At 42.9% G+C, this 26,016-nt stretch carries 19 protein-coding genes; 6 read left to right on the top strand and 13 right to left on the bottom strand.

Translation table 11 applies throughout. The features are described from left to right. The first annotated feature begins 4 nt into the window (after positions 1–4). From ACT3IB_RS01775 to ACT3IB_RS01750, 6 genes are all read left to right on the top strand, one after another. Positions 5–1,906: a RagB/SusD family nutrient uptake outer membrane protein gene (locus ACT3IB_RS01775; protein ID WP_491537303.1), complete on the top strand. Its 1,902-nt coding sequence runs from the start codon at positions 5–7 to the stop codon at positions 1,904–1,906. A 51-nt stretch (positions 1,907–1,957) separates the two neighbouring features. After that, entirely contained in the window at positions 1,958–3,007 is a 1,050-nt protein-coding gene (locus tag ACT3IB_RS01770; RefSeq protein WP_491537302.1) for a SusE domain-containing protein, read from the top strand. Between the two features lie 71 nt (positions 3,008–3,078). Continuing rightward, on the top strand, positions 3,079–6,900 hold the full coding sequence (locus ACT3IB_RS01765) for an alpha-amylase family glycosyl hydrolase (RefSeq protein ID WP_491537301.1): 3,822 nt from the start codon (positions 3,079–3,081) through the stop codon (positions 6,898–6,900). Between the two features lie 11 nt (positions 6,901–6,911). After that, the gene (locus tag ACT3IB_RS01760; RefSeq protein ID WP_491537300.1) at positions 6,912–7,346 is read left to right on the top strand and encodes a fibronectin type III domain-containing protein; all 435 of its coding nucleotides are present in this window, start codon (positions 6,912–6,914) and stop codon (positions 7,344–7,346) included. A gap of 82 nt (positions 7,347–7,428) precedes the next feature. Next, the gene (locus tag ACT3IB_RS01755) at positions 7,429–8,376 is read left to right on the top strand and encodes an alpha/beta hydrolase (RefSeq protein ID WP_491537299.1); all 948 of its coding nucleotides are present in this window, start codon (positions 7,429–7,431) and stop codon (positions 8,374–8,376) included. 34 nt (positions 8,377–8,410) lie between these two features. Beyond that, positions 8,411–10,273, top strand: coding sequence for a glycoside hydrolase family 13 protein (locus ACT3IB_RS01750; protein WP_491537298.1), 1,863 nt, complete (start codon positions 8,411–8,413; stop codon positions 10,271–10,273). A 142-nt stretch (positions 10,274–10,415) separates the two neighbouring features. Here ACT3IB_RS01750 and ACT3IB_RS01745 read toward each other — a convergent pair whose 3' ends face one another. The 13 genes from ACT3IB_RS01745 to ispG all read right to left on the bottom strand — a co-directional run bounded on the left by ACT3IB_RS01745 (position 10,416) and on the right by ispG (position 25,959). After that, a complete protein-coding gene (locus ACT3IB_RS01745; protein WP_491537297.1) occupies positions 10,416–11,981 on the bottom strand; it encodes an MFS transporter in 1,566 nt (521 codons plus the stop codon). Positions 11,982–12,025: 44 nt separating this feature from the next. Further along, on the bottom strand, positions 12,026–13,408 hold the full coding sequence (locus tag ACT3IB_RS01740) for an alpha-amylase family glycosyl hydrolase (protein WP_491537296.1): 1,383 nt from the start codon (positions 13,406–13,408) through the stop codon (positions 12,026–12,028). Between the two features lie 32 nt (positions 13,409–13,440). Beyond that, a complete protein-coding gene (locus tag ACT3IB_RS01735) occupies positions 13,441–15,762 on the bottom strand; it encodes a family 65 glycosyl hydrolase domain-containing protein (protein ID WP_491537295.1) in 2,322 nt (773 codons plus the stop codon). Between the two features lie 37 nt (positions 15,763–15,799). Then, complete coding sequence (gene pgmB, locus ACT3IB_RS01730) at positions 15,800–16,462, bottom strand: beta-phosphoglucomutase (RefSeq protein WP_491537294.1); 663 nt, start codon at positions 16,460–16,462, stop codon at positions 15,800–15,802. Between the two features lie 15 nt (positions 16,463–16,477). Then, the gene (locus tag ACT3IB_RS01725) at positions 16,478–17,497 is read right to left on the bottom strand and encodes a LacI family DNA-binding transcriptional regulator (RefSeq protein ID WP_491537293.1); all 1,020 of its coding nucleotides are present in this window, start codon (positions 17,495–17,497) and stop codon (positions 16,478–16,480) included. A 159-nt stretch (positions 17,498–17,656) separates the two neighbouring features. Further along, positions 17,657–18,937 carry an aminodeoxychorismate synthase component I gene (pabB, locus tag ACT3IB_RS01720; RefSeq protein WP_491537292.1) on the bottom strand — a complete coding sequence of 427 codons (1,281 nt, stop codon included), beginning with the start codon at positions 18,935–18,937 and terminating at the stop codon, positions 17,657–17,659. A gap of 5 nt (positions 18,938–18,942) precedes the next feature. Further along, entirely contained in the window at positions 18,943–19,824 is an 882-nt protein-coding gene (locus ACT3IB_RS01715) for an aminotransferase class IV (protein WP_491537291.1), read from the bottom strand. After that, on the bottom strand, positions 19,805–20,353 hold the full coding sequence (locus tag ACT3IB_RS01710) for a peroxiredoxin family protein (protein WP_491537290.1): 549 nt from the start codon (positions 20,351–20,353) through the stop codon (positions 19,805–19,807). Before ACT3IB_RS01710 ends, ACT3IB_RS01715 begins: the two co-directional genes overlap by 20 nt. A gap of 2 nt (positions 20,354–20,355) precedes the next feature. After that, complete coding sequence (locus tag ACT3IB_RS01705; RefSeq protein WP_491537289.1) at positions 20,356–22,131, bottom strand: glycoside hydrolase family 13 protein; 1,776 nt, start codon at positions 22,129–22,131, stop codon at positions 20,356–20,358. 24 nt (positions 22,132–22,155) lie between these two features. Beyond that, on the bottom strand, positions 22,156–23,130 hold the full coding sequence (gene pfkA / locus ACT3IB_RS01700) for a 6-phosphofructokinase (RefSeq protein ID WP_491537288.1): 975 nt from the start codon (positions 23,128–23,130) through the stop codon (positions 22,156–22,158). Between the two features lie 85 nt (positions 23,131–23,215). Next, positions 23,216–23,986 carry a tetratricopeptide repeat protein gene (locus tag ACT3IB_RS01695; RefSeq protein ID WP_491537287.1) on the bottom strand — a complete coding sequence of 257 codons (771 nt, stop codon included), beginning with the start codon at positions 23,984–23,986 and terminating at the stop codon, positions 23,216–23,218. Positions 23,987–24,044: 58 nt separating this feature from the next. Continuing rightward, on the bottom strand, positions 24,045–24,623 hold the full coding sequence (locus tag ACT3IB_RS01690; protein WP_491537286.1) for a hypothetical protein: 579 nt from the start codon (positions 24,621–24,623) through the stop codon (positions 24,045–24,047). Positions 24,624–24,699: 76 nt separating this feature from the next. Further along, positions 24,700–25,959, bottom strand: coding sequence for a flavodoxin-dependent (E)-4-hydroxy-3-methylbut-2-enyl-diphosphate synthase (ispG, locus tag ACT3IB_RS01685; RefSeq protein WP_491537285.1), 1,260 nt, complete (start codon positions 25,957–25,959; stop codon positions 24,700–24,702). Between the last annotated feature and the right edge of the window lie 57 nt (positions 25,960–26,016).

Raw genomic sequence — 26,016 nt, 5'->3', positions numbered from 1 at the left:
CATTATGTTAAACACAAAATTTAAAATCGTTGCGATTGCATTAATCGCTCTGCTTGTTGCTACGGCTACGTCGTGTGTGGATGATCTAAATACCTCTCCCATCGACGAGGATGTTGTAACATCAGAATCTGTTTATACGAGTCCGGAAAATTATCGGCAGGTACTTGCAAAATTGTATGCAGGCTTTGCCACTACCGGACAGCAAGGGCCCGCAGGTGATCCTGACATTCAGGGCATTGACGAAGGCTTCTCAAGCTATCTTCGTCAGCTGTGGGTAGCCCAGGAAATTCCAACTGACGAAGCCGTTGTCGGATGGAATGATCCCGGTCTTCCTTCATATAATTACCAGGCATGGACATCTTCCAATGACTTTGTAATGGGGCTCTACAGTCGCATTTACTATCAAATTGCTCTTGCCAACGAGTTTATTCGCAACGCGCAAGGCAATGACAATCAACAAGTGCAGCAGTATCTTGCCGAGGCCCGATTCCTTCGCGCCCTCAGCTATTGGCATGCACTTGACATGTTTGGCGGCAATGTACCCTTTGTAACCGAAGACGATCCTGTTGGTGCTTACCAGCCGGAACCCATCGGTGCTCAAGAGCTCTTCAGTTATATTGAAACAGAGCTCACTGAGATCGAAGGTAATATGCCTGCCCCGGGACAAAATGAATATGGTCGTGCCGATCAAGCAGCCGTTTGGACCCTTCTAACGAAGCTGTACCTCAATGCTGAAGTATATATTGACGAAGCTCGTTATGATGATGCTGTTACCTATGCCAACAAGGTCATCGATCAAGGAGGTTATACCTTGGAAAATGAATACGGGAATCTGTTTCTCGCAGATAACCATGAAGCCAATGGGGTCATTTTTGCCATCCCCTTTGATGGCGTAAATACTCAAACATACGGTGGAACCACCTTTATTGCTCATGCAGCAGTAGGTGGAAATATGGACATTGCTGACTTTGGTCTCAACTCTGCATGGGCCGGACACCGAGTTACACCAGAATTCGCTGATAAATTCGAAGTACTAGGTCAATCTGGCGAATCAGTAGGAAACCCAGACGGAGATCCAGAAATTTACGTTCCAGGTGGTTATCAAAGTTCAAGTGGTTATGGTTCAGATTGGACTCCATCTGATGCTCCGGCACTTGTAGATGATAATAATGATGGAATATATAACGGATATATTTATATCAGTAATACCGGCAGTGAATTTAAGTTTACTCCTGACCCAAACTGGAATGTAGATTATGGGGATAATGAAGGTGATGGCACGCTTGAACAAGGAGGTTCTAACTTAAGAGCCCAACAGCCAGGAAGACACTATATTACAGTAAACCTAAACAACAATACATATAGTGTTGAACTGGCCAATAATAGAAACACATTATATACAGATGGTCAGGAAAAGGAAATCCCAACCTTAGCTGAGTTTACCAATGGTTATGCACTCAGCAAATGGAAGAATCTGACTAAAAATGGCCAAACTGGTTCTGATCTTGAATTTGTAGATATCGACTTCCCCATGTTCCGTCTTGCCGATGTGTACCTGATGTATGCTGAAGCCACCCTACGAGGGAACTCCGGAGATATGAACAAAGCTCTTACCTTGGTTAATGACCTTCGGGAACGAGCCTATGGTTCAGATGTAGCAAACATCAGCTCCAATGAATTAACCCTTGATTTTATTCTTGATGAGCGCGGTCGTGAACTACACTGGGAAGCACACCGCAGAACTGATCTGAGAAGGTTTGGCCAGTATACCGGAAATGAATATATCTGGGCCTGGAAAGGTGAAGAGTCCACGGGAAGTAGTACCGATTCAAAGTACGAGATATTTCCTATTCCGGCATCTGAGGTGAACTCAAATCTGAACCTGACCCAAAACGATGGGTATTAATCAAAGGTATTATCTGATTAAAAAAGATTTTAAATCTAAAAACGAATAATCATGAAGAAACTTAGCCTATTATCAATCTTACTTGCAGGGCTCCTGATTTTTTCCTCTTGTGACAAAGGGGAAATGGGGCCTGTTATGAGCAATGATCCGGGTTCACCCTCAATTACTTCTCCAGAATCCGGTCAGAGCTTTACACTTTCTGAAGATGCATCAGATGAAAATCTGGTTACATTTGAATGGCAGAATCCCGACTATGGATTTTCTGCTGCACCCGAGGTTACCATAGAAATGGTTGAAACGGGGAATGACTTCTCTGACCCAATTGAATTTGCTAAAACTACCGGTACTTCTTATTCAGTAACGGTTGGAGATATGAATGCTAACCTGCTGGGACTCGGTTTTACTCCTTTAGAAGAGTCAAGTCTAGACTTTCGAGTAAAAACAACGTTAACTGATACCTCTTATGTATCAGAAACCATAACACTTGGTTTTACTCCATTTTCTACTTGTGAGTATTGCCCGGGAATATACGTACCTGGAAATTATCAAAGCGCCAGCAGTTATGGCAGTGACTGGACTCCAGCTGATGCCCCTGCCCTTACAACAGTCGACTTGACTGATAATTACGAGGGATATGTTTACATGGCTAATGGAGGTAATCAATTTAAGTTTACCCCCGAGCGTAATTGGAGTGCTGATTGGGGCGACGATAGTGGCGACGGAACATTAGAGCCAGGAAGTGCCAACATTGAACTGGCTGATCCAGGTTATTATAAAATAAATGTTAACATAAATCGCTTGGAATATACTGCAACCAATACACAATGGGGTTTAATTGGTGATGCAACCGGAAGCTGGGAAACTGATCAAGACATGACCTATGATCCAAATAACAAAGTTTGGACTATAACTACGGATCTCTCATCCGGCCTGATTAAATTCCGAGCCAATGATGACTGGGCTATTAATTATGGTGACAATGGTGCCGATGGCACGTTAGAACAAGGTGGTGCTGATATCTCCATAGAATCTGCTGGCAATTATACCATTGAGTTAGATCTAAGTGGTGATCCTTATACATATAGCATCACCCAAAACTAACATTAATTCGCAATCTATTTTAAAGCCCACTCATCCGAATGATGGGTGGGCTTTTTCTTAATTATTCAGTTATGCGACGAATTACCTCCACACTCCTCCTAATATTGGGGCTTTTTATTACGGCCCAAGCACAAGTAATTACAACCAATCCGGAATTTCCTGTTTCGGGAGAATCAGTAACGATTACCTTTGATGCTACCGAAGGCGCCGGCGGTCTGGAAGGTTACGACGGGGATGTCTATGCCCATACCGGGGTTATTACCGATCAAAGCACTGATGGTTCTGACTGGAAGTATGTCGTAGCTGATTGGGGTGAAAATATTCCTAAAGCGAAGATGGAGCGTGATGCCAATAATCCGAATCTCTATACCCTGGAGATCACCCCATCTATTCGTGATTATTACGGTGTTCCCGAAGGGGAAACTATAGAACAAATGGCTTTTGTATTTCGGAGCAGTGACGGATCACGCGAAGGAAAAGCTACGGGCGGAGAAGACATCTTCGCGGAGGTATATCAAAATCAGTTTAATGTAAGTATTACCGCTCCCTCAGACGATCCCGCATTTACCTCACAAAACAGTACGGTTACCATCGAAGGGATTGCATCAACCGACACCGGTAACGAGCAGCTTACTCTTTTTGTAGACAATCAGCAGGTTGCACAAGTAAATAGTAATTCTATTCAGTATGATTATAATGCTCAAAATGCCGGCAACTTTGAAGTACGTTTAGAGGGAACCGATGGTACGAATACCGATCAGGTTACTCAGCAACTGGTCGTAAACCCGGAAATTACCCAGCAAGTGCGTCCGCAGGGCCTACAAGACGGTATCACTTATGTGGATGACAATACGGTTCGCCTTTCCCTTTTTGCGCCTAACAAAGATTTTGTATACGTAATCGGTGATTTTACGAATTGGGAAGTGGATCCCAATTACTTCATGAATAAAGAAACTGTCAATGCCGACAGCAGCTATTTTTGGATTGAAATTTCTGGCCTTACGCCCGGCGAAGAATATGGGTTTCAATATTTTGTGGATGGAGAAGTTCGGGTAGCTGACCCCTATTCCGAAAAAGTTCTCCAACCCGACGACCAATACATCAGCGAAGCAACCTATCCGAATCTAAAACCTTACCCCGGCGACCAGACGGATTTTTCTGTGAGCGTTCTGCAACCCGGTAAAACGGATTATCAATGGCAGCACGAAGTGTATGATCGTCCCAATAAAGAAAACCTGGTTGTCTATGAATTGCTGGTTCGGGATTTTGTAGAAAATCATGATTTTCAAACCCTAACTGACACCCTCGATTATCTTGACCGGCTGGGCGTTAATGCTATTGAACTGATGCCGGTCATGGAGTTTGAAGGCAACATCAGCTGGGGATATAATTCGGCCTTTCTTTTAGCACCCGATAAGTACTACGGTCCGGCCGAAGACCTTAAAGCCTTTATCGATGAAGCCCACTCCCGCGGCATCGTTGTCATTTTAGATATTGTGTTAAATCACGTATATGGACAATCGCCGCTGGTGCGGCTATGGAACAAAGGTGACTATGGGCAACCTACTACCGAGAACCCTTATCTCAATGTCCAATCTCCCAATCAAACGTTTTCCTGGGGATATGATTTCAACCATGAATCCCAAGCTACCCAGTACTACGTAGATCGAGTAACACGCTACTGGCTGGAGGAGTTTAATGCCGATGGCTACCGCTTTGATTTTACCAAGGGCTTTACGCAGAATGCCGGGGATGGCTGGGCTCGTGATGAAGATCGTATCCGACTGCTAAAGCGAATGGCTGACCAGCAATGGGCCGTGGATGACTCCTCCTATGTAATTCTTGAGCATCTTACAGCGAACAGTGAAGAACAAGAATTAGCCGATTACGGCATGCTACTCTGGGGCAATATGCACCACAACTACAAGCAAGCCTCCATAGGATATGAGAATGAAAGTGATTTTTCCGGTATCTATCATAAAAACAGGAATTGGAGTAATCCCAACCTGGTGGGATATATGGAAAGCCACGACGAGCAGCGCATTATGTACGAAAACCTCAATTACGGTAACAGCAATAGCAGCGGATCTTATGACATAACAGAATTAAACACGGCTTTAAATCGAATAAAACTATCATCGGCTTTCTTTTTCACAGTACCCGGCCCCAAGATGTTCTGGCAATTTGGGGAACTTGGGTATGAAGTTGATATTAATCAGAATGGACGTACGGGCGAAAAACCAATCCGCTGGGAGTATTACCAAGATGAAAACCGCAAGAAACTCTATAACACATACAAAGCATTAATTCGACTTCGTAATTCTCACGAAGCTTTCACGTCGAATACCTCCGATGTAACTATGGATGTTAATGATGCCACCAAGCGCATTGCGATCAGTCATCCTGAATTGGAGGTTCGTATTGCCGGTAATTTCGGTGTAACGGATACCGATCTACAGCCCCAATTTTCGCAATCCGGAAACTGGTATGATTTCTTTTCCGGGGATACCCTTTCGGTGAACAATACGGATACCACCATTGCGATGAGTGCCGGTGAATTTCATATCTACACCTCCCAGAAGTTTGAGGCACCCGATGGCGACCTAATTGACTTTTTTCCAACGCAGATCAATCTGGATATTTCAAAAGCATTTGATGGCGCATCCACACCACAGGATTATCGACTAGTAGCCCTGCCCGGCCAACCAAATGAAGCTCTTTCTAATGTTTTAAACGGTACTCCAAGTGTTGATTGGCAAGCGTACTGGGACAATGGAGAGAATGCCAATTATATGGTGAAGTATGATGGCAGTTCCACTTTTAATATGAATTCAGGTAATGGTTTCTGGGTCACCAGCAAAGAAGATTTCACTTATAGTCAAACCGTTTCTACCGTAGAGCTAAATGAGAATAATCAAGCTTCAATTCCGCTCCATGATGGGTGGAATATCATATCGAATCCCTTGCACACCGATGTAGCATGGAGTCAAGTATCTTCGGCAAATGGCGGAAACTTATCACCTATCTGGAGTTTTGATGGATCTTTTAGCCAGGCTACTAATTTTGTATCGGCTCGTTCCGGAGAGGCTTTTTACTTCTTGAATAATCAGGGATTAAGTGAACTGCTGATACCTTTCGAGGAGACTTCAAACAAGAAAAAACCGGAATCCGATCAAAGCGAAATCAAGCTGATTACCCGAAAGAACGGTGACATAACCTCCTCGAGCAACCTCACTTTTGTTAACTCCGAAGAACAGCCTGCTGATATCGTAGCTCCCCCTTCGCGGTTTGAAGGTGCTTCATTGCGGTTTAATACTGATACAAAAGAAGAGGAGTCTTCTCGGCTTAACTCTTTAGCCCACATTTTCCGTGACCAAAACAAGCAGGAACACCGATTAGAACTCACCCTTTCTGCTACTCCCGGAGAACCGGTTACCATTAGCGCCGAAGGATGGAATAACAATCCGAGTATTAAACTGGCATTATTAGATACCGATTCTGGTAATAAATACAGTCTGGGTAACGGAAATGAAGTAATGATTACTCCCGATAAAGAAAAAACTTCAATGTTATTGGTAATTGGAGATACACGGTATATCAATGAACAGCAAGAAAAATTCCTACCCAAAAATATTACAATCAACCCTAACTATCCCAATCCGTTTAACCCATCGACTACCCTGCGATTTTCACTGCCGGAACAAACAGAGGTACAGGTTCAGGTATATAATATTCTGGGACAACAGGTCAGCACGTTGATCAACAATGAAACCCGGCAAGCGGGAGTTCATACCGTTACGTTTGATGGAAGTCAACGAGCCAGCGGGATGTATTTTGCTGTTTTTGAGATTGGAGAACAGCGCTTTATTCAAAAAATGACGTTAATCAAATAGCCAAGAGTTTTATGAGACGCATATTCTTAATACCAACAATTATATTAATGCTGGGCGGCGTGATGGTAATCTCCTCCTGTGGCGGTTCGTCAACAGGTCCGGGTAATGGCGGGGGTAACGGCACAGATGAAGCGCCATCTGCCCCGACAAATCTGGATGGAACTTCTGGAGATCAGGAAATAGTGCTTACCTGGAATGCCAACAGCGAAGATGATCTGGCAGGGTATCATTTATACCGTTCCACCAGCAATATCTCAGGTATCTCCGGTATGGACCCCATCAACGGGTCTAATCTGATACAGAATGCTGAGTATACGGACACCGATGTAGAGAATGGAACAACCTACTACTATCGGCTTACGGCCGTCGATGAAAATGACCATGAAAGTACCATGTCTTCCCAGTTGGAGATTACTCCATTTTCAGATCCACCTGACCGCCCTTGAGAAGTATTTGTGAATTATATTATTGGTTTAAACAGTTGGAGAAACGAGGATCAAATGATGATGGTAAAATAATAAATATGCTATGAAAACTGCCCGGTCTCTAATATTGGCACTATCGGTAATTATTTTTGCGTCTGGCTGCAATTCTGATTTCTCCGAACAGCCTAAACAAAATAAGATTCAGCAGGATACCATCCACAATTTACAGCTAACATCAGGGCATATAGACCGGTATCATTTCTCATCTAATTTTGTAGATGCTCGAAACATTGATGTCTGGCTCCCAGACAATTACCACAGCGACAACGATTATCCTGTCCTCTATATGCATGACGGACAAATGCTTTTTGATTCTACAAAAACCTGGAATAAACAAGAGTGGAAAGTAGATGAAGTAGCAGGCAAGTTAGTTACTGAAAATAAGATTTCACCTGTTATTATAGTTGGGATCTGGAACAATAATAATCAACGATTTGCTGAGTATTTCCCCGAGAAAGCTGTCAATTATATCCCCAAGACCCAGCGAGATTCGCTGATGAAGTTAGGTCCTGTGAATTTGAAAGCAGACCGTTATTTGAAGTTTCTCGTCAGTGAACTCAAACCTTTTGTCGACAGTACCTATTCAACTCAACCCGGCCCCGGGCATACCTATTTGATGGGATCCAGTATGGGCGGGCTTATTTCTATTTATGCTGTAAGCGAATATCCGGATGTATTTGGCGGTGCTGGGTGCTTATCCACTCACTGGGTTGGTACTACAGAATCCGATACCATTATTCCCAGGGCTATCGAGGACTATCTATCTGCCAATTTACCTTCATCGGGAAATCATAAAATTTATTTTGATCATGGGACAGCAACGCTGGATTCACTGTATCCTCCCCACCAAGATCGTATTGATCAAATCATGCGTGATAAAGGATATACTAACAAAAACTGGATGAGCCGGGAATTTGAAGGAGCCGATCACTCCGAAAAATCTTGGTCAAATCGACTACATATACCATTGACTTTTTTGTTAGAAAAGTAGGCACGAATTTCAATCAGAATTAACCACTACTTCTATGAAGCGTACATTTCATTTTATAACAACATTTTTAGCACTGCTCTTGCTATTCAATCTTTCAGCAGATGCCCAAGACTATGCCATTGAACGCGTAGAACCGCTCCACTGGTGGATTGGAATGGAAAATCCCGAACTTCAGGTCATGATCTATGGTGATAATATTGGCGACCTCTCTCCTGCCGTCGACTATCAGGGAGTGACAATCAAACGCATTCAAAAAGTAGAAAACGATAACTACTTGTTTGTCTATCTAAATATCTCTAAAGATACTGCCCCCGGAGAGTTTGATATTACGCTTTCAAAAAATGGAAAAACTGAATTAAGCTTTGCATACGAACTTAAAGAGCGTGAACAAAATTCTGCCCAGCGAGAAGGCTTTAACTCTTCGGATGTAATGTACCTGATTACGCCCGATCGCTTTGCCAACGGAAATCCCAATAATGACAGTGTAGCAGGATATGTTGATAGCCTTGACAGAGATGACGATTACGGTCGTCACGGTGGTGATATTCAGGGCATTATCAATCACTTGGATTATATCGAAAAGATGGGTTTTACGGCTATCTGGTTAAATCCCGTGCTGGAAAATGCCATGGAGAGCTCATCCTACCATGGATACGCCACCACCGATTATTACAAAGTAGATCCGCGCTTCGGGAACAATGAGCTTTATAAAAAACTAAGCAAGGAAGCCGAGAAGAGAGGCATTAAGTTGATCATGGATATGATTATGAACCATTCGGGCTCTAACCACTGGTGGATGGATGACCCCCCTAGTGACGATTGGGTACATTATCCCGATAAATATCAGGAGACGAACCACCGCCGAACGACGCTGCATGATCCCTACGCTGCTGATATTGACAAGAAAAGAATGACTGACGGATGGTTTGTGAAGTCAATGCCCGACCTGAACCAGAGTAACCCTCTGCTGGCCGATTACCTGATTTACAACAGCCTCTGGTGGATCGAATATGCAGATCTCGAAGGTATACGTCACGATACCCATCCCTATGCCGGACAAAAGTTCATGGAGCAGTGGACTTGTCGTATTATGGAAGAGTACCCAAACTTTAACATCGTAGGCGAAGAGTGGGCGGTTGATCCGTTGGTATTGTCCAAATGGCAGCGCGGCAGCGACAAGCCCGACAAATTTAGTTCTTGCCTGCCCAGCCTGATGGACTTTCCCATTCAAATTACCCTTGTTGATGCTTTAACCAGCGAAGAAAGCTGGGGCAGCGGATTCGTTGACCTTTACGAGACATTGAGCTTCGACTATGCTTATCCGGAACCTTATAATATGGTTGTTTTTCCCGATAATCATGACATGGATCGATTTTACCGGCAGGTAGAACAAGACTTTGACCTTTATAAAATGGGGCTGGCTTACATTATGACAATACGCGGGGTTCCGCAGTTTTATTACGGCACAGAATTGTTGATGAGCAATGAAAAACATCATGATCACGGACAAATACGTGAAGATTTTCCGGGTGGTTGGAAAAGCGATACAAAAAATGGGTTTTCCGGTGAAGGATTATCCGACAAACAAAAACAAGCCCAAAATTATGTAAAAAAGCTAGTCAACTGGCGAAAAAACAATCCCGTTATTCACAACGGAAAACTGATGCAGTATGCGCCCAAACATGACGGGGTATATGTTTACTTTCGCTATAATGAAGAGGAATCGGTGATGGTTGCATTCAATAAAAGCGAAGAAGCTGTTTCCTTAAAAAAAGATTACTTTTACGAACAGTTGGATGGCTTTACCAAAGGAACAGATGCTATTACAGGTAAAAACTATCAACTTGATGAATTAACTGTTTCATCTCGTTCGGTATTGATACTGGAGCTGGAATAACCCAGAACGTAGCTGACCAAAACTATTGAAATGCCCGTCATTTAAATAATGACGGGCATTAAGTAGTAGGTACTACCCCTCACAACCAAAAAGCAACTGAAATTATGCGAGGGGAATACATCCATCTAACGTAATAAACAAATTACTCGGTTGCTTCAACGGTTCCCGACTCATTCATTTCCCGAGCGGCCTTGTCATCTACAAAAATCATCATGAGTGCCGCAAATGCCATCGCCCCCCCTCCTGCGATGAGAGCAAAAATGGCTTCGCCGTTAAAAAGATTTCTCAGCATTGTTCCCAGAATACTGGCTGCTACAATTTGGGGAATAACGATGAAAAAGTTAAACAATCCCATGTAAACCCCCATTTTCTTGGCAGGAATGGCGCCGGAGAGAATAGCATACGGCATCGCCAGGATGCTGCCCCAAGCAACACCAATACCCAGCATCGGTAAAATGAGCATCATGGGATCACTTATTAAATAGATACTTGCCAGGCTTACGCCACCAATCAGTAGCGAAACGGCATGTACGATCTTGCGGCTTGTAAGTTTTGCAAAGTATGGCAGAGCAAAAGCAATAATGGCGGCAAATCCGTTGTATATAGCAAAAAGTATTCCCACCCAGTCAGCTCCTTCGTTATAGAGCACAGAGGTCGTATCACTTGTTCCATATACATGAGAAGTTACGGCAGCGGTAGTATAAATCCACATCGCAAAAAGGGCAAACCAGGAAAAGAACTGTACCGCAGAAAGCTGAACCATCGTCTTAGGCATACTCAAAAAGTCGCTGACCACTACCACTAATCCATGTTCATCTTTACCTAAACTCTTCTGCATAAACCCGGCCACAGCCATCACTAACCCAAATACAGAAACACCGATGCTGAATATATATAACTCCTGCTCAAATTTAGCGCCGTAAATATAATAGGTTAACGCAAGTCCGACAGCGATCAAAATGGATCCTATGGTATATTTTCGCTTTGCATTTCCTGAATCAACTTCTCCCTTTTTAGCAGCATCGATAATAGATTCTTCGCCTGGCTCATTTTCTGAGTACCGCTCGAGTTCTTCAGGAGGATATTCCTCAGTAGTCCAAACGGTCCATAAGACGGCACCCAAAAAGGTGGCAGCACCAATATAAAAGGACCACTGTACGGCCGGCGGGATTTCGCCGGGAGCAGCGGTATTGGCTAATCCTACCCAGTTGGTCATAATATAAGGTAAGGCCGACGCAACAACGGCCCCGGTACCAATGAAGAAGGTCTGCATGGCAAACCCTTTGGTATGCTGTTCCGCAGGCAGCATATCGCCTACGAACGCACGGAAAGGCTCCATCGAAATATTAATTGAGGCATCCATTATCCATAGCATACCGGCTGCCACCCAGAGAACGGGAGAATTGGGCATGATAATCAGTGCCAGTGATGCAAAAATAGCTCCGAATAAAAAATAGGGTCTTCGCCGCCCGATACTGTTCCAGGTTCTGTCACTAAGGTGACCTATAATCGGTTGCACTACCAATCCCGTAACGGGGGCAGCAATCCAGAGAATGGGAATATCATCAACGCTGGCACCGAGCGTTTCAAAGATACGACTGACGTTTGCATTTTGGAGAGCAAAGCCAAACTGGATGCCCAAAAACCCAAAACTCATATTCCATATTTCCCAGAAACTTAGTCTCGGCTTTTCATTTTTTTTATTCATAGCGTCACTTTTTGGGGATCAGATTAGCGTATTTATTATTGGAATCACTTTTCAAGCACCAAATGACTATGGGCATCGAGTGTCACTCCTTCTTTGTCTATTGTAATATTCTCTTGCCTAAATACATCGATATATTCGGTAGATTCTTCAAGCCCGGGAAGGGAGATATTCTGCTCGCTGCCTTCGAAATTAAGGATTACAAAAACTTCATTATCCCCTTTCACGCGTTTATAAGCATATGTCTGTCCTGAGGACTCGGTAGGCACAGCAACGAATTCCCCGCCATACTGACCATTCCATAGCGCCTCATTTCGATCTTTCAGCTTGAACAGTGTTCGGTAGAAATCCTCATATTCAAATCCGTCCCATTCAATGGGATCTCTTTCAAAAAACTCCAACCGTTTATCAAGAGCGGTTTCCTGTCCGCTATACACCAGCGGCATGCCATCTATAGTTGCCGCCATCACAGCAAAATTCTCGAAATTATCACCAAAGAGTTCTTCGTCGGTTCCATTCCATGAGTTTTCATCGTGATTAGTAGTAAAATAGAGTCGATAAGCATGGGACGGGAAACGTTCTTTCTGTTGGGCCATATAATCCGTAATCTCATCAACAGAAGCCTCGCCTTTTGCAATATCTGTAGTCAGATGAAAGTACTCCCAGGTGTAGGTCGCATCAAACCAGGGATGCATGTCGGGCGTATTCCACTCAGCCAGCCAGAAAAAATCTTCTTTTGATTTATTTACTTCGGGAATGGCCTTCTTCCAGAAATCCAGAGGAATATCATGTCCTGCATGATCTACTCTATAACCGTCTATATTAGTCTCATCGACCCAGTACTTCATTCTGTCGATCATTTTATCCCATAGCTCCTTATTCTCGTAATTGAGCTGAGCAATGTCGGTCCAATCGGCCTCATAGGTAATTGCTCCGGTAGAATCTTTCATGTAATATTCGGGATGTTCGTCGACCCACGCATGATCCCAGGCGGTATGGTTAGGAACCCAATCCAAAAAAAGTTTCATATCGTGCTCATGAGTCGCCTTAACCAGATCTTTGAAATCCTGCATCGTCCCAAAATTGGGATTCACCGCCTTGTAATCCTGAATTGAGTAATAGCTTCCAAGCTTTCCTTTACGCTTTTCTTTTCCAATAGGATGAATGGGCATCAGCCAAAGAACATCAACCCCCATTTCTTTTAGTCGCGGGAGATGCTCTTCAAACGCTTTGAATGTACCTTCTTCGGTATACTGACGGATATTAACCTCATACATATTGGCACTTTTCGACCATTCCGGATGCTCGATATGATCTCTAGCCTGTACATCCTCTTTAATGGATTCGGTACATCCCAACGTCAGTAATGAGATGGAAAGCAGTAAAACAAGCGGTAATATTCTGGTATAAAACGGTGAACGATTATTCATTGCGGTATAATTTTATTTGATCTTAAAAGATGTTATTTGCTCAATGCAGGTGCTGATATTGCAACTTCTTTATTTTGAGGTATCTCATATTTATCTCCATAAACATAACATGTTGATCCACTGCCCTTTTCACAGGTTATGGTAACCTGTTCAGGTTCAACCCGAACATTAAGCCGATTGCCCTTGTGTAAAATCTTAAAGGAATAGGCCTTCCATTCTTCAGGCAGTGATGGTGAAAAATACAACTGCCCTTCTTTCGCGCGTTTTCCGGCAAATCCTTCAACGATCGACATCCAGGTACCGGCCATGCTTGTAATGTGCAATCCCTGGTGTACTTCCTTGTTGTAATCGTCAAGATCGAGGCGTGCTGTACGCAAATACAGCTGGTAGGCCTTATCACTATAACCAAGCTTTGAAGCAATTATAGCATGAATACAGGGCGAAAGGGATGATTCATGCAGCGTTCGGGGCTCGTAAAAATCGAAATTGCGGCGAATAGTATCCTCATCAAAATGATTTTCAAAAAAGTACAAACCCTGTACCACATCACCTTGCTTGATAAAGCACGAACGCAGTATGCGATCCCACGACCAATACTGGTTAATGGGGCGTTCACCTTTCTCAAGCTCACCGGCCGTTCGCTGCACTTTATCCAAGTAGTTATCCTGTTGTAAGAAAATTCCGAGATCCTCATCTTCACCAAGATACACTCGATCTAAAATATCCTTCCACCGTTCAGTCTCAGCATCTTTATAAGACGTCTTCTGCTGAATTTCCTCGAACCGTTCGGGAGATTCTTCGCGAACTTTTGCAATGGCTTCCATTGTATATCGCATACACCAGCAGGCAATATACGAGGTGTACCAGTTGTTATTGATGTTGTTTTCATATTCGTTGGGACCGGTAACGCCAAGCATGACATATTTTTGACGCTTTTCCGAAAAGTTAAACCGTTGGCTCCAGAATCTGGAAATAGCAATCAATACCTCCAGGCCGGCTTCTTTGAGGTATGAATCATCACCTGTATGCCGGATGTAGTTGTAAATGGCATACGCAATGGCACCATTGCGGTGGACCTCCTCAAATGTAATTTCCCATTCGTTATGACATTCCTCACCGTTCATTGTTACCATCGGGTAAAGCGCTGCTCCATCGGAAAAGCCAAGTTTTTCGGCATTTTCAATCGCTTTTGGTAAATGTCTATACCGATACCATAACAGCTGCCGAGCCACCTCGTTGGGAGCTGTATTCAAATAAAAAGGCAGACAGTATGCCTCGGTATCCCAATAGGTACATCCGCCATACTTTTCACCTGTAAACCCTTTGGGACCAATATTCAGGCGCTCATCTTCGCCGGTATAGGTTTGATAAAGCTGAAAAATATTGAATCTAATTCCCTGCTGGGCATCCTTATCACCTTCGATATGCACATCGCTGCCCTTCCAAATATTGTTCCAGCAAGCAGTATGCTCCTTCTTTAACTGTTGGTAGCCGACTTTAGCTGTATCCTCCACTGCTTGCCTGGCATGGTCATGTAAGCGCTTACGATCATGATTCAAAGAAGAAGCAACTACGGAATATTTATGAAGTTGAAAGACGTCATTTTCTTCAACAGGAATTTCAAAGGTTTGGTCAACATACATCGAGGAAACAGAAGCCGTGGCATCAAGATCGAAAGACTCTCCATTTTTATGGATGGCATTTTTCATTGCCGCTGCTACATGGAAGTCAAGCTTTTTTGTTTGTGTTGTTACCACTCCCCCATCTTCAAATGAATCCTGAGTTCGCTCATCCCAAAATATCTCATCGTAGTTGGCATCTTCGTTATACACTTCTCCATTGATATAAGGAGTAAGCGTAATGGTACCGGAAAAATTCAGTGCCTTAATGCTATATTCAATCACTCCGACCTCGGTGCGTTCCATGCTCACAAATCGGCATGCTTCTACCGCCACTTTATTACCATTTTGTAACTCGGCAACAAAACTTCGCTCCAATAACCCTTTTTTCATGTCCAAAGTGCGCGTAAAATCAGTAACTGTACACTCGGCCAGATCTAATTGCTGACCGTTGATGTAGACATCAACACCAATCCAATTCACAGAATTAAGCACCTTAGCAAAATAGTCGGGATAGCCGTTTTTCCACCACCCAACTTTTGTGGGGTCGGGATAATAAATGCCACCAATATAACTGCCTTGAAGCGAATCACCGCTGTAATGCTCTTCAAAATTGGCTCGCTGCCCCATATGTCCGTTGCCAATACTGAAAATACTTTCAGATGAGCGCTGCCGTTCCGGATCAAATCCTTTTTCAATAATTTTCCATTCGTCAGTTTCCAGATACTTATCCATAATCCTATGTTTAGATCAAAATCTTGTTACTTATCCGTTACTTGTCATTGAGCTTTTTGAACAACTGTTTCGGTGTTAAGCCAATAAAATTGGAAATAACGAGATCGGCATCACCCAAATACTGTTCAGAACCAACGCCAACACTCATAAAACCGCCGTTATTAGCCGCTTCTACGCCCGATGCTGCATCCTCAAAAACAATAGTCTTAGTGGGATCGGCATTCAATGCTTTTGCACCTTTCAGAAATACTTCGGGGTCGGGTTTAGTATTTTCCACTTTAGTACCGTCAATAATTACTCCAAAAGTATCATTGAGCTGCAGATAGTCAATGATATACTGTGCATTTTTGCTTGATGATCCGATTCCCAAAGGGATCTGCATCTCTTGTAATGATTCTAAAAAACCGGGAACACCATTAAGAATATCACCGGGTGTTAATTCGGCAATGGCATCTTGATACCAGCCATTCTTTTTATCCATCAGTCGCTGAATTTCCGACTCCGGTAATTCTCGATCATCAATAGCCAAAATCTTTTCTATTGATTTGCGTCGACTCACGCCTTTTAGCTGCTCATTAAATTCCTCACCAAAAGATATCCCAAGCGATTCGGCAAGTCGCTGCCAGGCTTTAAAATGAGCATCTGATGTTTCAACAATAACCCCGTCCAAATCAAAAATACATGCGTCAGGTTTAATCATAGATTACAATGTTTATCAGCTTTCTTCTTTAATTTCTTTATCTGTAGAGGATCGCAAAATCAGCTCCGGTGCAAAAACTTTATGCTCGGGTTCTGCTTCTCTATTCTTCATTCTTTTCATAAGTTTTTTTGTTGCCAAAGCACCCATATCATACATTGGCTGACGTATGGTCGACAAACCAATAAAATTCGAAATTGTTATATCATCATAGCCAATAATGGGTATCTCCATCCCTTTTTCTTCCATCGCTTTCATAGCTCCAACAGCCTGTATATCCGAGGTACAAAAACAAGCCTGTGGGGGATTTGGAAGCTCCAGCAGTTTTATCATAGCCTCATAGCCGTTCTGTTCCGAAAACCCATCGCGGTACATAGAATCGCCTGTTACAATAAGATCTTCCTCAACAGCAACGCCCGCCTCATTTAGTGCTTTTTTATATCCTTCAATACGCTGCCTTCCGGGTTTCGAGGTTTTCATAGCACTGATCATAGCAATACGGGTCATCCCATTGTTCAAAAAGTAATGCATCGCTTTTTCAATGCCCTTTTCATTATCTACAGAAACAGAATCCATCCCGGGATAGGACTCATCAACAAGCGCAATCGGCATATCATAATTTTGAAGCTGCTCAAGTTCGGCGTCCCGCAAATGTGTTGAAATGAAAAGATAACCATCGGCCCATTGGCGTTTGATGATATTCTCTACCTGGGAAAACATCTTACCTTCCCCATTGCTCTGCACATTGAATATATTCAGATCATAATTGTACTTGGATATCTCATCCTGAATACCTGCCAAAACCTCCATAAAAAAGTAGTTGGATAATACCGGCACCACCACCATAATGATATTCTTTTTTTTACGCGCCAGTCCTTGGGCGTAGGCCTGTGGATAATACCCCAACTCATCAGCCACTTTTAATACTTTCTCTCTCGTTTTATCCGCAATACCATCACTATTATTAACAACGCGTGAAACAGTAGCTATGCTTACGCCCGCTTTTTTTGCAATGTCGTATATTGTACTTCCAGCCAATTGATTATCCTTTTAAATATCCTGATTAAAATGACAGTTTAAGTAAAAAATGTAAGGGCTTACATTTCTAATAATAACCAATTTCAAGAATTTCGCAACTTCTCATTTTATGGATATAATAGGCCTGCAGAGCCGTATAACAGGATTTATGAAAAGTGCTTATTCTTTTTCCAAGTTCTCAAACACATGTAAGAGCGCGCGAGCTTTAATTTGGGTTTCTTCCCACTCTTTTCGGGGATTAGAGTCACTGGTAATTGCACCCCCAACTGCGTAATACAAATAATTTTTTTTGATGATGGCTGTCCTAATAACAACATTAAAATCAAAATCTCCAGCAGGGGTGATATATCCTATAGCACCTGAATATACCCCCCTCTTAACATCCTCAAGTTCTTCAATTGATTTCATAGCGCTAATTTTAGGAGCTCCTGTCATTGAACCCATTGGGAAGCAAGCTCGCAGAATAGTCACCGGATCTTTCTCCTTTGCCTCGGCAACGACAGTTGATACCAACTGATGCACGGTTCCAAAGGACTGAATAGCAAAAAGTTCAGGAACTTTCACTGTTCCTTTTTTTGCGATTCTACTCAAATCATTTCTGACCAAATCAACGATCATCAGATTTTCGGCCTGCTCTTTTTCTGATGAAGTCAGCTCTTTCTTTAAAAACTCATCTTCATCAACAGATTCACCCCGTTTCGACGTCCCCTTAATTGGCTGTGAATAAACAGTGTCTCCCTCCTTTCGAAGAAATCGCTCGGGCGACTGGCAACAAATTGAAAGCTCACCAAGCTGTAAAAAACTGCCAAAAGGCACGGGACCGATTTCACGCATCTTTTGATATAATTGCCATGGAGAACCTTTGAAAGGAGCTTTCATTTGATGCGAAAGATTAATTTCGTAAAAATCCCCCTCAGCAATCAAATGCTGCGAATGTTTTATTTTTGGAATATAGGACCCTCGACTTGTCTGTGATTGCATGCTTTTGAGCTCCCATTCTTTTTTAGCTGAAATACCCTGTTTAATTTCAGTCTCTTTGGGCATTTTGCCACGTATTACCTCTCCCTTTTCAGAATGATGATCGTATCTCCACAAAAATCCGGGGACCATAAAATACATATCCGGAGCTCCCACCGGATCAGCATTAGATGAGCTTAACTGTTCGATATAATTCTTTAAGTCATATCCCAAATATCCAAATAACCAGTCATCCACCCGGTTTCTGAATGCCTGCAATGCTTGCCAGGGATTTTGAGTGTACTGCTCTTTTTTGGTACCGCTGATCTCAAAAATCTGATCGTCATATGCCTTGATGATTCTCTCCGGCTGGGCGGCCAAATATGAAATCTGGGATGAAGGGTGATCTTGCGACTGAGACTCCAACAAGATAACATTACCAAGAGAGGCAAAATAATTCGTCAATGAAAGCAGATCAGCCATCCCATTTACGATTTTAAAAACTTTGTGTTAGCTCCACGAAATACGGTATACCGCTCCTGTAATTTTTCTATAGCAGGATGACCAGCATCAAACTTTACATTATTAATTTTTTTTACAGCTAATACCTCTCGAACTGAATTGCATACCCAGACCGAATCAGCATCCAAAAGATGATCGAGTGTATATTTACCTTCTTGATATTTCCATCGATTACTTTTTCCAATCATTTCTAAAATAATATTACGCGTGATCCCCGGAATAAGATCGCATTCTTTATCAGGTGTAAAAATAGTATCCCCTTTCACCCAAAAAATATTGGCAATGGTCGTCTCTGAAATAAAGCCGTCGATTGTTTGCATCAGGGCGTCATCGCCTCCCTTCTCGGAAGCTTGCCGAGCAGCCATAATATAGTTAATCCCGTTTGTGAATTTTGCCGATGATGGCATCGATTGAGAAGGTATACGCCTTTGCTTAACAGTAGCTAATGTAAGGGGACGAAAATCCTCCGGACAGGCTGAGGCAGTTATCGAGTAATGTATATTACCATCAGCTTGTGGATGATAGCCCCGCTGCCCGTCCCTCCACACCTGAAGACGAATAATAGCATCAACAACAAGCAACTGCTGCTTTTCCAACAGTTTCCATATCAGTTCTTTGAGTGCATCAATTTTTAAACAAGTATCTACCTGCATTCCCAGCATATGCATTCCTGAATGCAAGCGAGTAAGATGGTCCTCGAGGAAAAGCGTTTTACCCTTATAAATTCGAAGCGTCTCAAAAACACCATCTCCATACATCAATCCCCGAGAAACTACCGGCACAACCGGCTGATTCGCCGGAATAATGTCACCATCAAAAATAAGCCAGTTATTGCTGCTTTCCACCATTTATGAGCACCCGTAAGCTGTCGTATTGACGATCATCCGAATATCCCAAGAATACATGCTTAAGGTCAAGTTGTTGATCGTACACAAATTGGACAGGCAAACCGGGCATATTGAACTCCGAGAACTGTCTGGAACCTGCTACAAAATGAAAGGGAAACCGATGCTTTTGGATGTACTCTTCCACTTCCTTCTTTTGTAGCCCTACAGCAGCTGCTAAAACCTGCAGATCATCAGGGTATTGCTGCTTAATTTTGGCCAGTTCGGTATGCGATTTAAGTGAAGCATCTGACCAATTCGACCATAAATCCAAGACAATATAAGTTCCCTCAAAATCAGATACTTGTAGGCTGTCTTCTGATTGTACTTTATTCCACCAAGTTGTTTGAAGAGAATCCTGCGCTAACATGCGCTGCTTAAAATCAGATTTTTCCGCACTGCGATTGCTAATTATAAAATAGGCAATTAGGGAAGTGGCCACGATGGCAACGATCAGCAAAAAAGTATTAAAATATTTGGGATCTATACGCATAATTAGTTCTCTTCGGGAGATAATATAGCGCCAGCAATGGGTGGAAGCGTAATTACTGCTTCACTGTTTGCTACCTCTGTTCGATTACCCGTTACGATGTTTTCAAGATGCTTTCCTTTTTCAACCTCAAAATGATCAAGTGGTATGCTAATTTTTTGTGTCTGATTTGAACGATTGACAGCTACCAAACAAAACATATGTTTATTTAAAAAGCGGGTAAAAGCGAATACATTCGCATCATTTTCGACAATCAATTCCTGGAATTTTCCCTTTTGCAATGCTAAGTGCTTATTTCTGATTTCCCCTAACTTTTTATACCAGTTAAATAATTCCTCATTAAATGAGTTTTTATCAATGGGGCGTTCCTTATCCAGCGGATGGCTTTGCTCATCCTCATATTCAAATTCCGGCCAAAGCATCGGCTTCCGGTCATCGGGATCATCTGCTCCCCACATGCCGGCTTCGGTACCGTAAAAAATCATAGGAGCACCAACATAGGTATATTGAAATAACGCTATGAGTCTTTGAAGGCGACGTTCTTCGGAGGTCGGTTTACGTACGTCAAACCCCTCTTCGGGCTTGGTTTTGGTATCAAATTCACGACCGGGATTCACAATCATCGATGCCAGACGCGGCGTATCATGACTATCCATCAGATTCTGTTGAACGAATTCGGCACCCTCGGGTAATCCCTCCCGAATTGACCGGAGTCGCTTCATAAAATCAGACACAGTCAACGACTGATCAATCATATAATTTTGCACAGCCTCAGTAAAGGGATAGTTCATGGCCGCGGTAAAGAGTTCACCGTTGACCCACTTTCGACCTTTGTCCGTCCAGATTTCTCCCACCGTATAGGCTTTGGGATTAATATTACGAACCACTTCATTCCATTCTTTCCAAAATTTTTGCCCGACTTCTTCGGGAACATCCAACCGCCAGCCGTCGATGCCGTCTGACGGATCACCATCCCCATCGGGATCCATCCAACGTCGTGTAATTGCAAAAAAATGTTCTCGAACAGGTTTTATCAGGGTACCATCAATCTCTTTTAATTCGGGTAAACTTTTAACACCCCACCATCCCTCGTAATCGAATTTCTGGTCATTTTCATCCGCAAACGACTTAATTGAGTACCAGTTTTTATACTTGGAATTTGACTGATGTTTTCTCACGTCCCGAAAAGCCCAAAAATCGGTTCCTGTGTGATTAAAAACTCCGTCTATAATAATTTTCATTCCTCGTTGATGGACCGCTTCAATCAGCTTTAGGAACAACTTATCTGCCGATGTCCACTGCCAAGTATCCGGATCTTCAGGATCCTCCTGCTTCATGATCTCTACATCTCCTTCTGGATCAGGACCAAAAAAGCGATCAATGTGGTGATAATTACTAGTATCATATTTATGAAGAGACACCGCATCAAATACAGGGTTTAGATAAATGCCACCAATTCCTAAATCCTGAAGATAATCCAGCTTATCGATAATGCCCTGAATGTCACCACCGTACCGACGCTTAAAGACCCCATCGCGAAACGAATGTCCTAATGATTGCTCCCAGCCAGCCCGTTTGTACCAGTCGCCAGTCCAAGGTGATATTTCCCATCCCTTAGGTCCGTCCACTCTTTTGCGGGTAGGATCGTTAGAGGGATCTCCATTGCGAAAACGCTCGGGAAATATTTGATACCAAATTACGTGTTTAGCCCACTCAGGTGCATCGTAAGACTTATCAACGGGATTTCCGTTGTGCGAGGTATGTTCAAATCCGTGTTCCATCAAATTAAGTACGCGTATGAATCCTTAAATAGAAATAATGTCGGCAATACGAAGTAGTTCTTTTTCCATTTTAGGATTTTGCTTCGTTGCCTTTTCAAAATCGGTATAACTAATTTTCCGATCACGGATACCAACCATGATATCTCCTTTACCATCTCGCAAAGCCTCAACCGAAATGACCCCCAGTCGGCTTGCCAACACCCGATCTGCACAGCTCGGTCGACCACCACGTTGTACATGTCCCAAGATCGTTACTTTAGTCTCATATCGATTCCCGAATTCATCTTTCACTTTTTCTTCAAGATCATATACACTGCCATTATTATCTCCTTCTGCAACAATGACCAACCGTGACGTTTTATTACGCTTAGATGTTTTTGCCAGCGACTCAAAAAGTTTCTCGACCCCTCGGTCTTCCTCGGGAATGAGCACCTCTTCAGCACCAGCAGCAATGCCTGAATACACAGCGATAAATCCGGCATCACGACCCATTACCTCGATAAAAAACAATCTGTTGTGAGAAGTTGCGGTATCACGGATTTTATCAACGGCATCAACAACCGTGTTTACAGCCGTATCAAACCCAACGGTAAAATCTGTCCCATAAATATCGTTGTCAATGGTTCCGGGAATCCCGACAATGGGTAAATCGAACTTCTTGCCAAATTCCATTGCACCGGTAAATGTACCATCACCACCGATAACCACGAGCCCGTCAAGATTATTCTTTTGAACATTCTTCCAGGCCTTTTTCATGCCTTTTTCCGTTTTGAAGTCGAGACTGCGAGCTGATTTTAAAATCGTACCTCCTTGGTGAATTATATGCTTTACTGAACCGGCATCCATTTTTTCGATGTCATTCTGGATTAGTCCCTCATAGCCCTGGTAAATACCATAGGGCGTTATATTGTAATACACGCAAGTTCGCACGACCGCACGTATGGCGGCATTCATGCCCGGCGCATCCCCGCCAGATGTTAATACACCTATTCGTTCCATTCTTTACTGAGAATTGAAATTCTTAATTTTTCGATGTGCTAAATGCAAATACCAAAAGTGAAATTTTAACAGCACAACATAACGATTATTGCAGATCATAAATAAGTTTTCTGCATTGTTCTTTTAACCCGGGGTCATCGGGAGTTTGGCTTTCCAGCTCAACTGCGTTTTCACACACTGAAATTGCTTGTTGAGCCTGCCCCATTTCTTCATATACCTTGGCCAGATCGTAGTAATATAAGATGTTATTTTGATTAAGATCTATGGCCTTCTGGATAGCATCAGCAGCTTTCTGATTACTTGCATCACCGGGAATACCCCCAAATAATGTATTGGCTGCTGCACGCTCCACCCAACTTAGATTTGCCACCTTAAAATGCCAGCGTCCAAGTACGTGCCATGCTCCAGCATGGTTTTTATCATATTCTAGGGCTTTGTCAGCATGTTTTTTAATAGCGCGCGATGCAGCTACGCGTTCGCGAGCTCCCGATATCAATGCTTTACGTCCCATGGCAACAGCCATAACGAAATGGGATTGGGCATCGGTTGAATCGACTCCGAGCGCACGTTCAGCAAGCTCAATCCCACGATTAAAATATTCTTTTTGATCATCCTCATCACTGAACCTGTTACCAATCCGAGAATACAAGAAGCTGGCCCGCCAAAGTGCTTTATAGTTTTCCGGCTCTTCTTCCAGAATATCGCGATAGAGTTCCAGCGCCTGCTTTTCTTGAAACGACTCATATAGGGAGTCGGCTCGCTGTTTTTGATCCACAATATCCTGCTGGGCCAAAAGCATTAATGGAGTAACAAGAAAGAATGCTAACAAAAAAATATGTTTTTGAAGTATACTCATAACGTTAATATTAACTCTATACTAGTATTAGTCGAATTAATCGGGGTAAATATATTTATCACAATTCATTGATACTACCATCGGCATCAATTTCATATTCGGTTGTAATGGTATTTTTTTGTTCTAACGGATACTTGATATCACGAATTGTTTCAGATCTAATAAAAATCACACTTCCCTTACTATTCACAGATATGTCGGTATGGATACTTCGTGCTGGTACCTGTTCATATATCCCCACAATGTCAAAACTCCGCAACTCTTTTCCATTAAAAGTAGCTGTAATCAGTTCAGCATCACGGTAAGCCGACTGATGCTCTAATAAAAACCATCGCACTGTCTGCGTGCCAAAAGGTTGTACACCTGCCAGCGTTAGTTGTTGGCCTTTCCTTTCAACACTGCATGATTCTTCTTTATTAGCTGTTAACTCTTCCAATACTTCCCAGTCCAGTGAAAAGGTAGATTCTAAGTTAGGGCTGTAGCCACAATCCGATATTTTTACTAAATCATCTGCTAAATTCTGGGAATCATTGTTACTTTTCAATTCCGCATCTGTACTTTTTCTGAAGTCGGAATAGTCTTGTGAGTTGAGATACTGCTGATCAACTTTCTGTTCCTGCTCTTTAGAACATGACACAGAACTTACCAATGCAGCAAGCAAAATGAACAAGAAAAGGGACTTCCTTTTGACCATGGGAGTAACGTAATTGCAGTTATGTGGATGCCTCTTCTGCGGGTTCATTTTCTTCTTCCCCGTTGGTTTGTCCATAATTACGCATCACATAATTATCCAGGATATTTCGAAATTCTTCGCCAATACCTTCACCGCGTAGCGTCTTGTAGTGATCACCATCCATATAAACGGGTGCTTTTGGCTCTTCGAATGTACCGGGCAGTGAAATACCAATATTAGCATTACGCGATTCACCGGGTCCGTTTACCACACATCCCATAACCGCCACATTCATCTCCTCTACACCGGGATACACATCGCGCCAGATCGGCATCATTTCGCGCAGATAATCCTGTATTTCATCGGCAAGCTCTTGGAAATAGGTACTGTTTGTACGTCCACAACCGGGGCAGGCTGTCACTTGCGGAACAAAATTACGAATACCCAGTGATTGCAGAATCTGTTGGCAGATTCTTACCTCTTTGGCCCTGTCTCCGCCCGGTTTAGGTGTAAGCGAAACACGAATCGTATCGCCGATTCCTTGTTGCAATAATACCGAAAGCGCAGCCGTACTTGAAACTGTTCCCTTCATGCCCATTCCTGCTTCGGTAAGGCCTACATGTAACGGATAATCAAGCAGTTCGGCAATGCGTTCATATACATGCACAACATCCTGTACATGCGACATTTTACAGCTGATGACAATTTTATTGGATGCAAGTCCCACGCTTTCGGCCAGTTCGGCAGATCGTCGTGCACTTTCAACCATCGTGTCCAACATGACCTGTTTGGACGACTTGGGCGCTTCGAGTTCACTGTTGGCATCCATTTTCTTAGCCAATAACTTCTGATCCAGCGAACCCCAATTCACTCCAATACGAACCGGTTTATCATGTTTTATTGCTTGCTCAACAATAGTACAAAAGTTCTCATCCCGCGTTTTTGTACCGGTGTTGCCCGGATTGATGCGAAACTTTGATAAAGCTTGTGCCGCTTCAGGATAATCGACCAACAGCTTGTGGCCGTTGTAATGAAAATCACCGACAATAGGTACCGTTACATCCTCAGCAAGCAGTTTTTCCTTAATTTTGGGGACTGCTTTTGCCGCAGCATCATTATTGACAGTAATACGAACAATTTCCGACCCTTCTCTATGCAAGTACTTAATCTGCTCTGCAGTAGCATCAACATTAGAGGTATCGGTGTTCGTCATCGACTGCACCACAATAGGCGCACCTCCGCCTACCGGTACATCGCCAACCATTACCTGAATAGAATCTCTTCGCTTTATGTGAGACATAATATCTTTATTCCTTTTTCTTATCGTACCCTAATGAACCATAGGTACGGTAAAAAT

Source organism: Fodinibius sp. GM21 (assembly GCF_058386955.1).
This window is presented reverse-complemented; position numbering and strand designations above follow the sequence as displayed.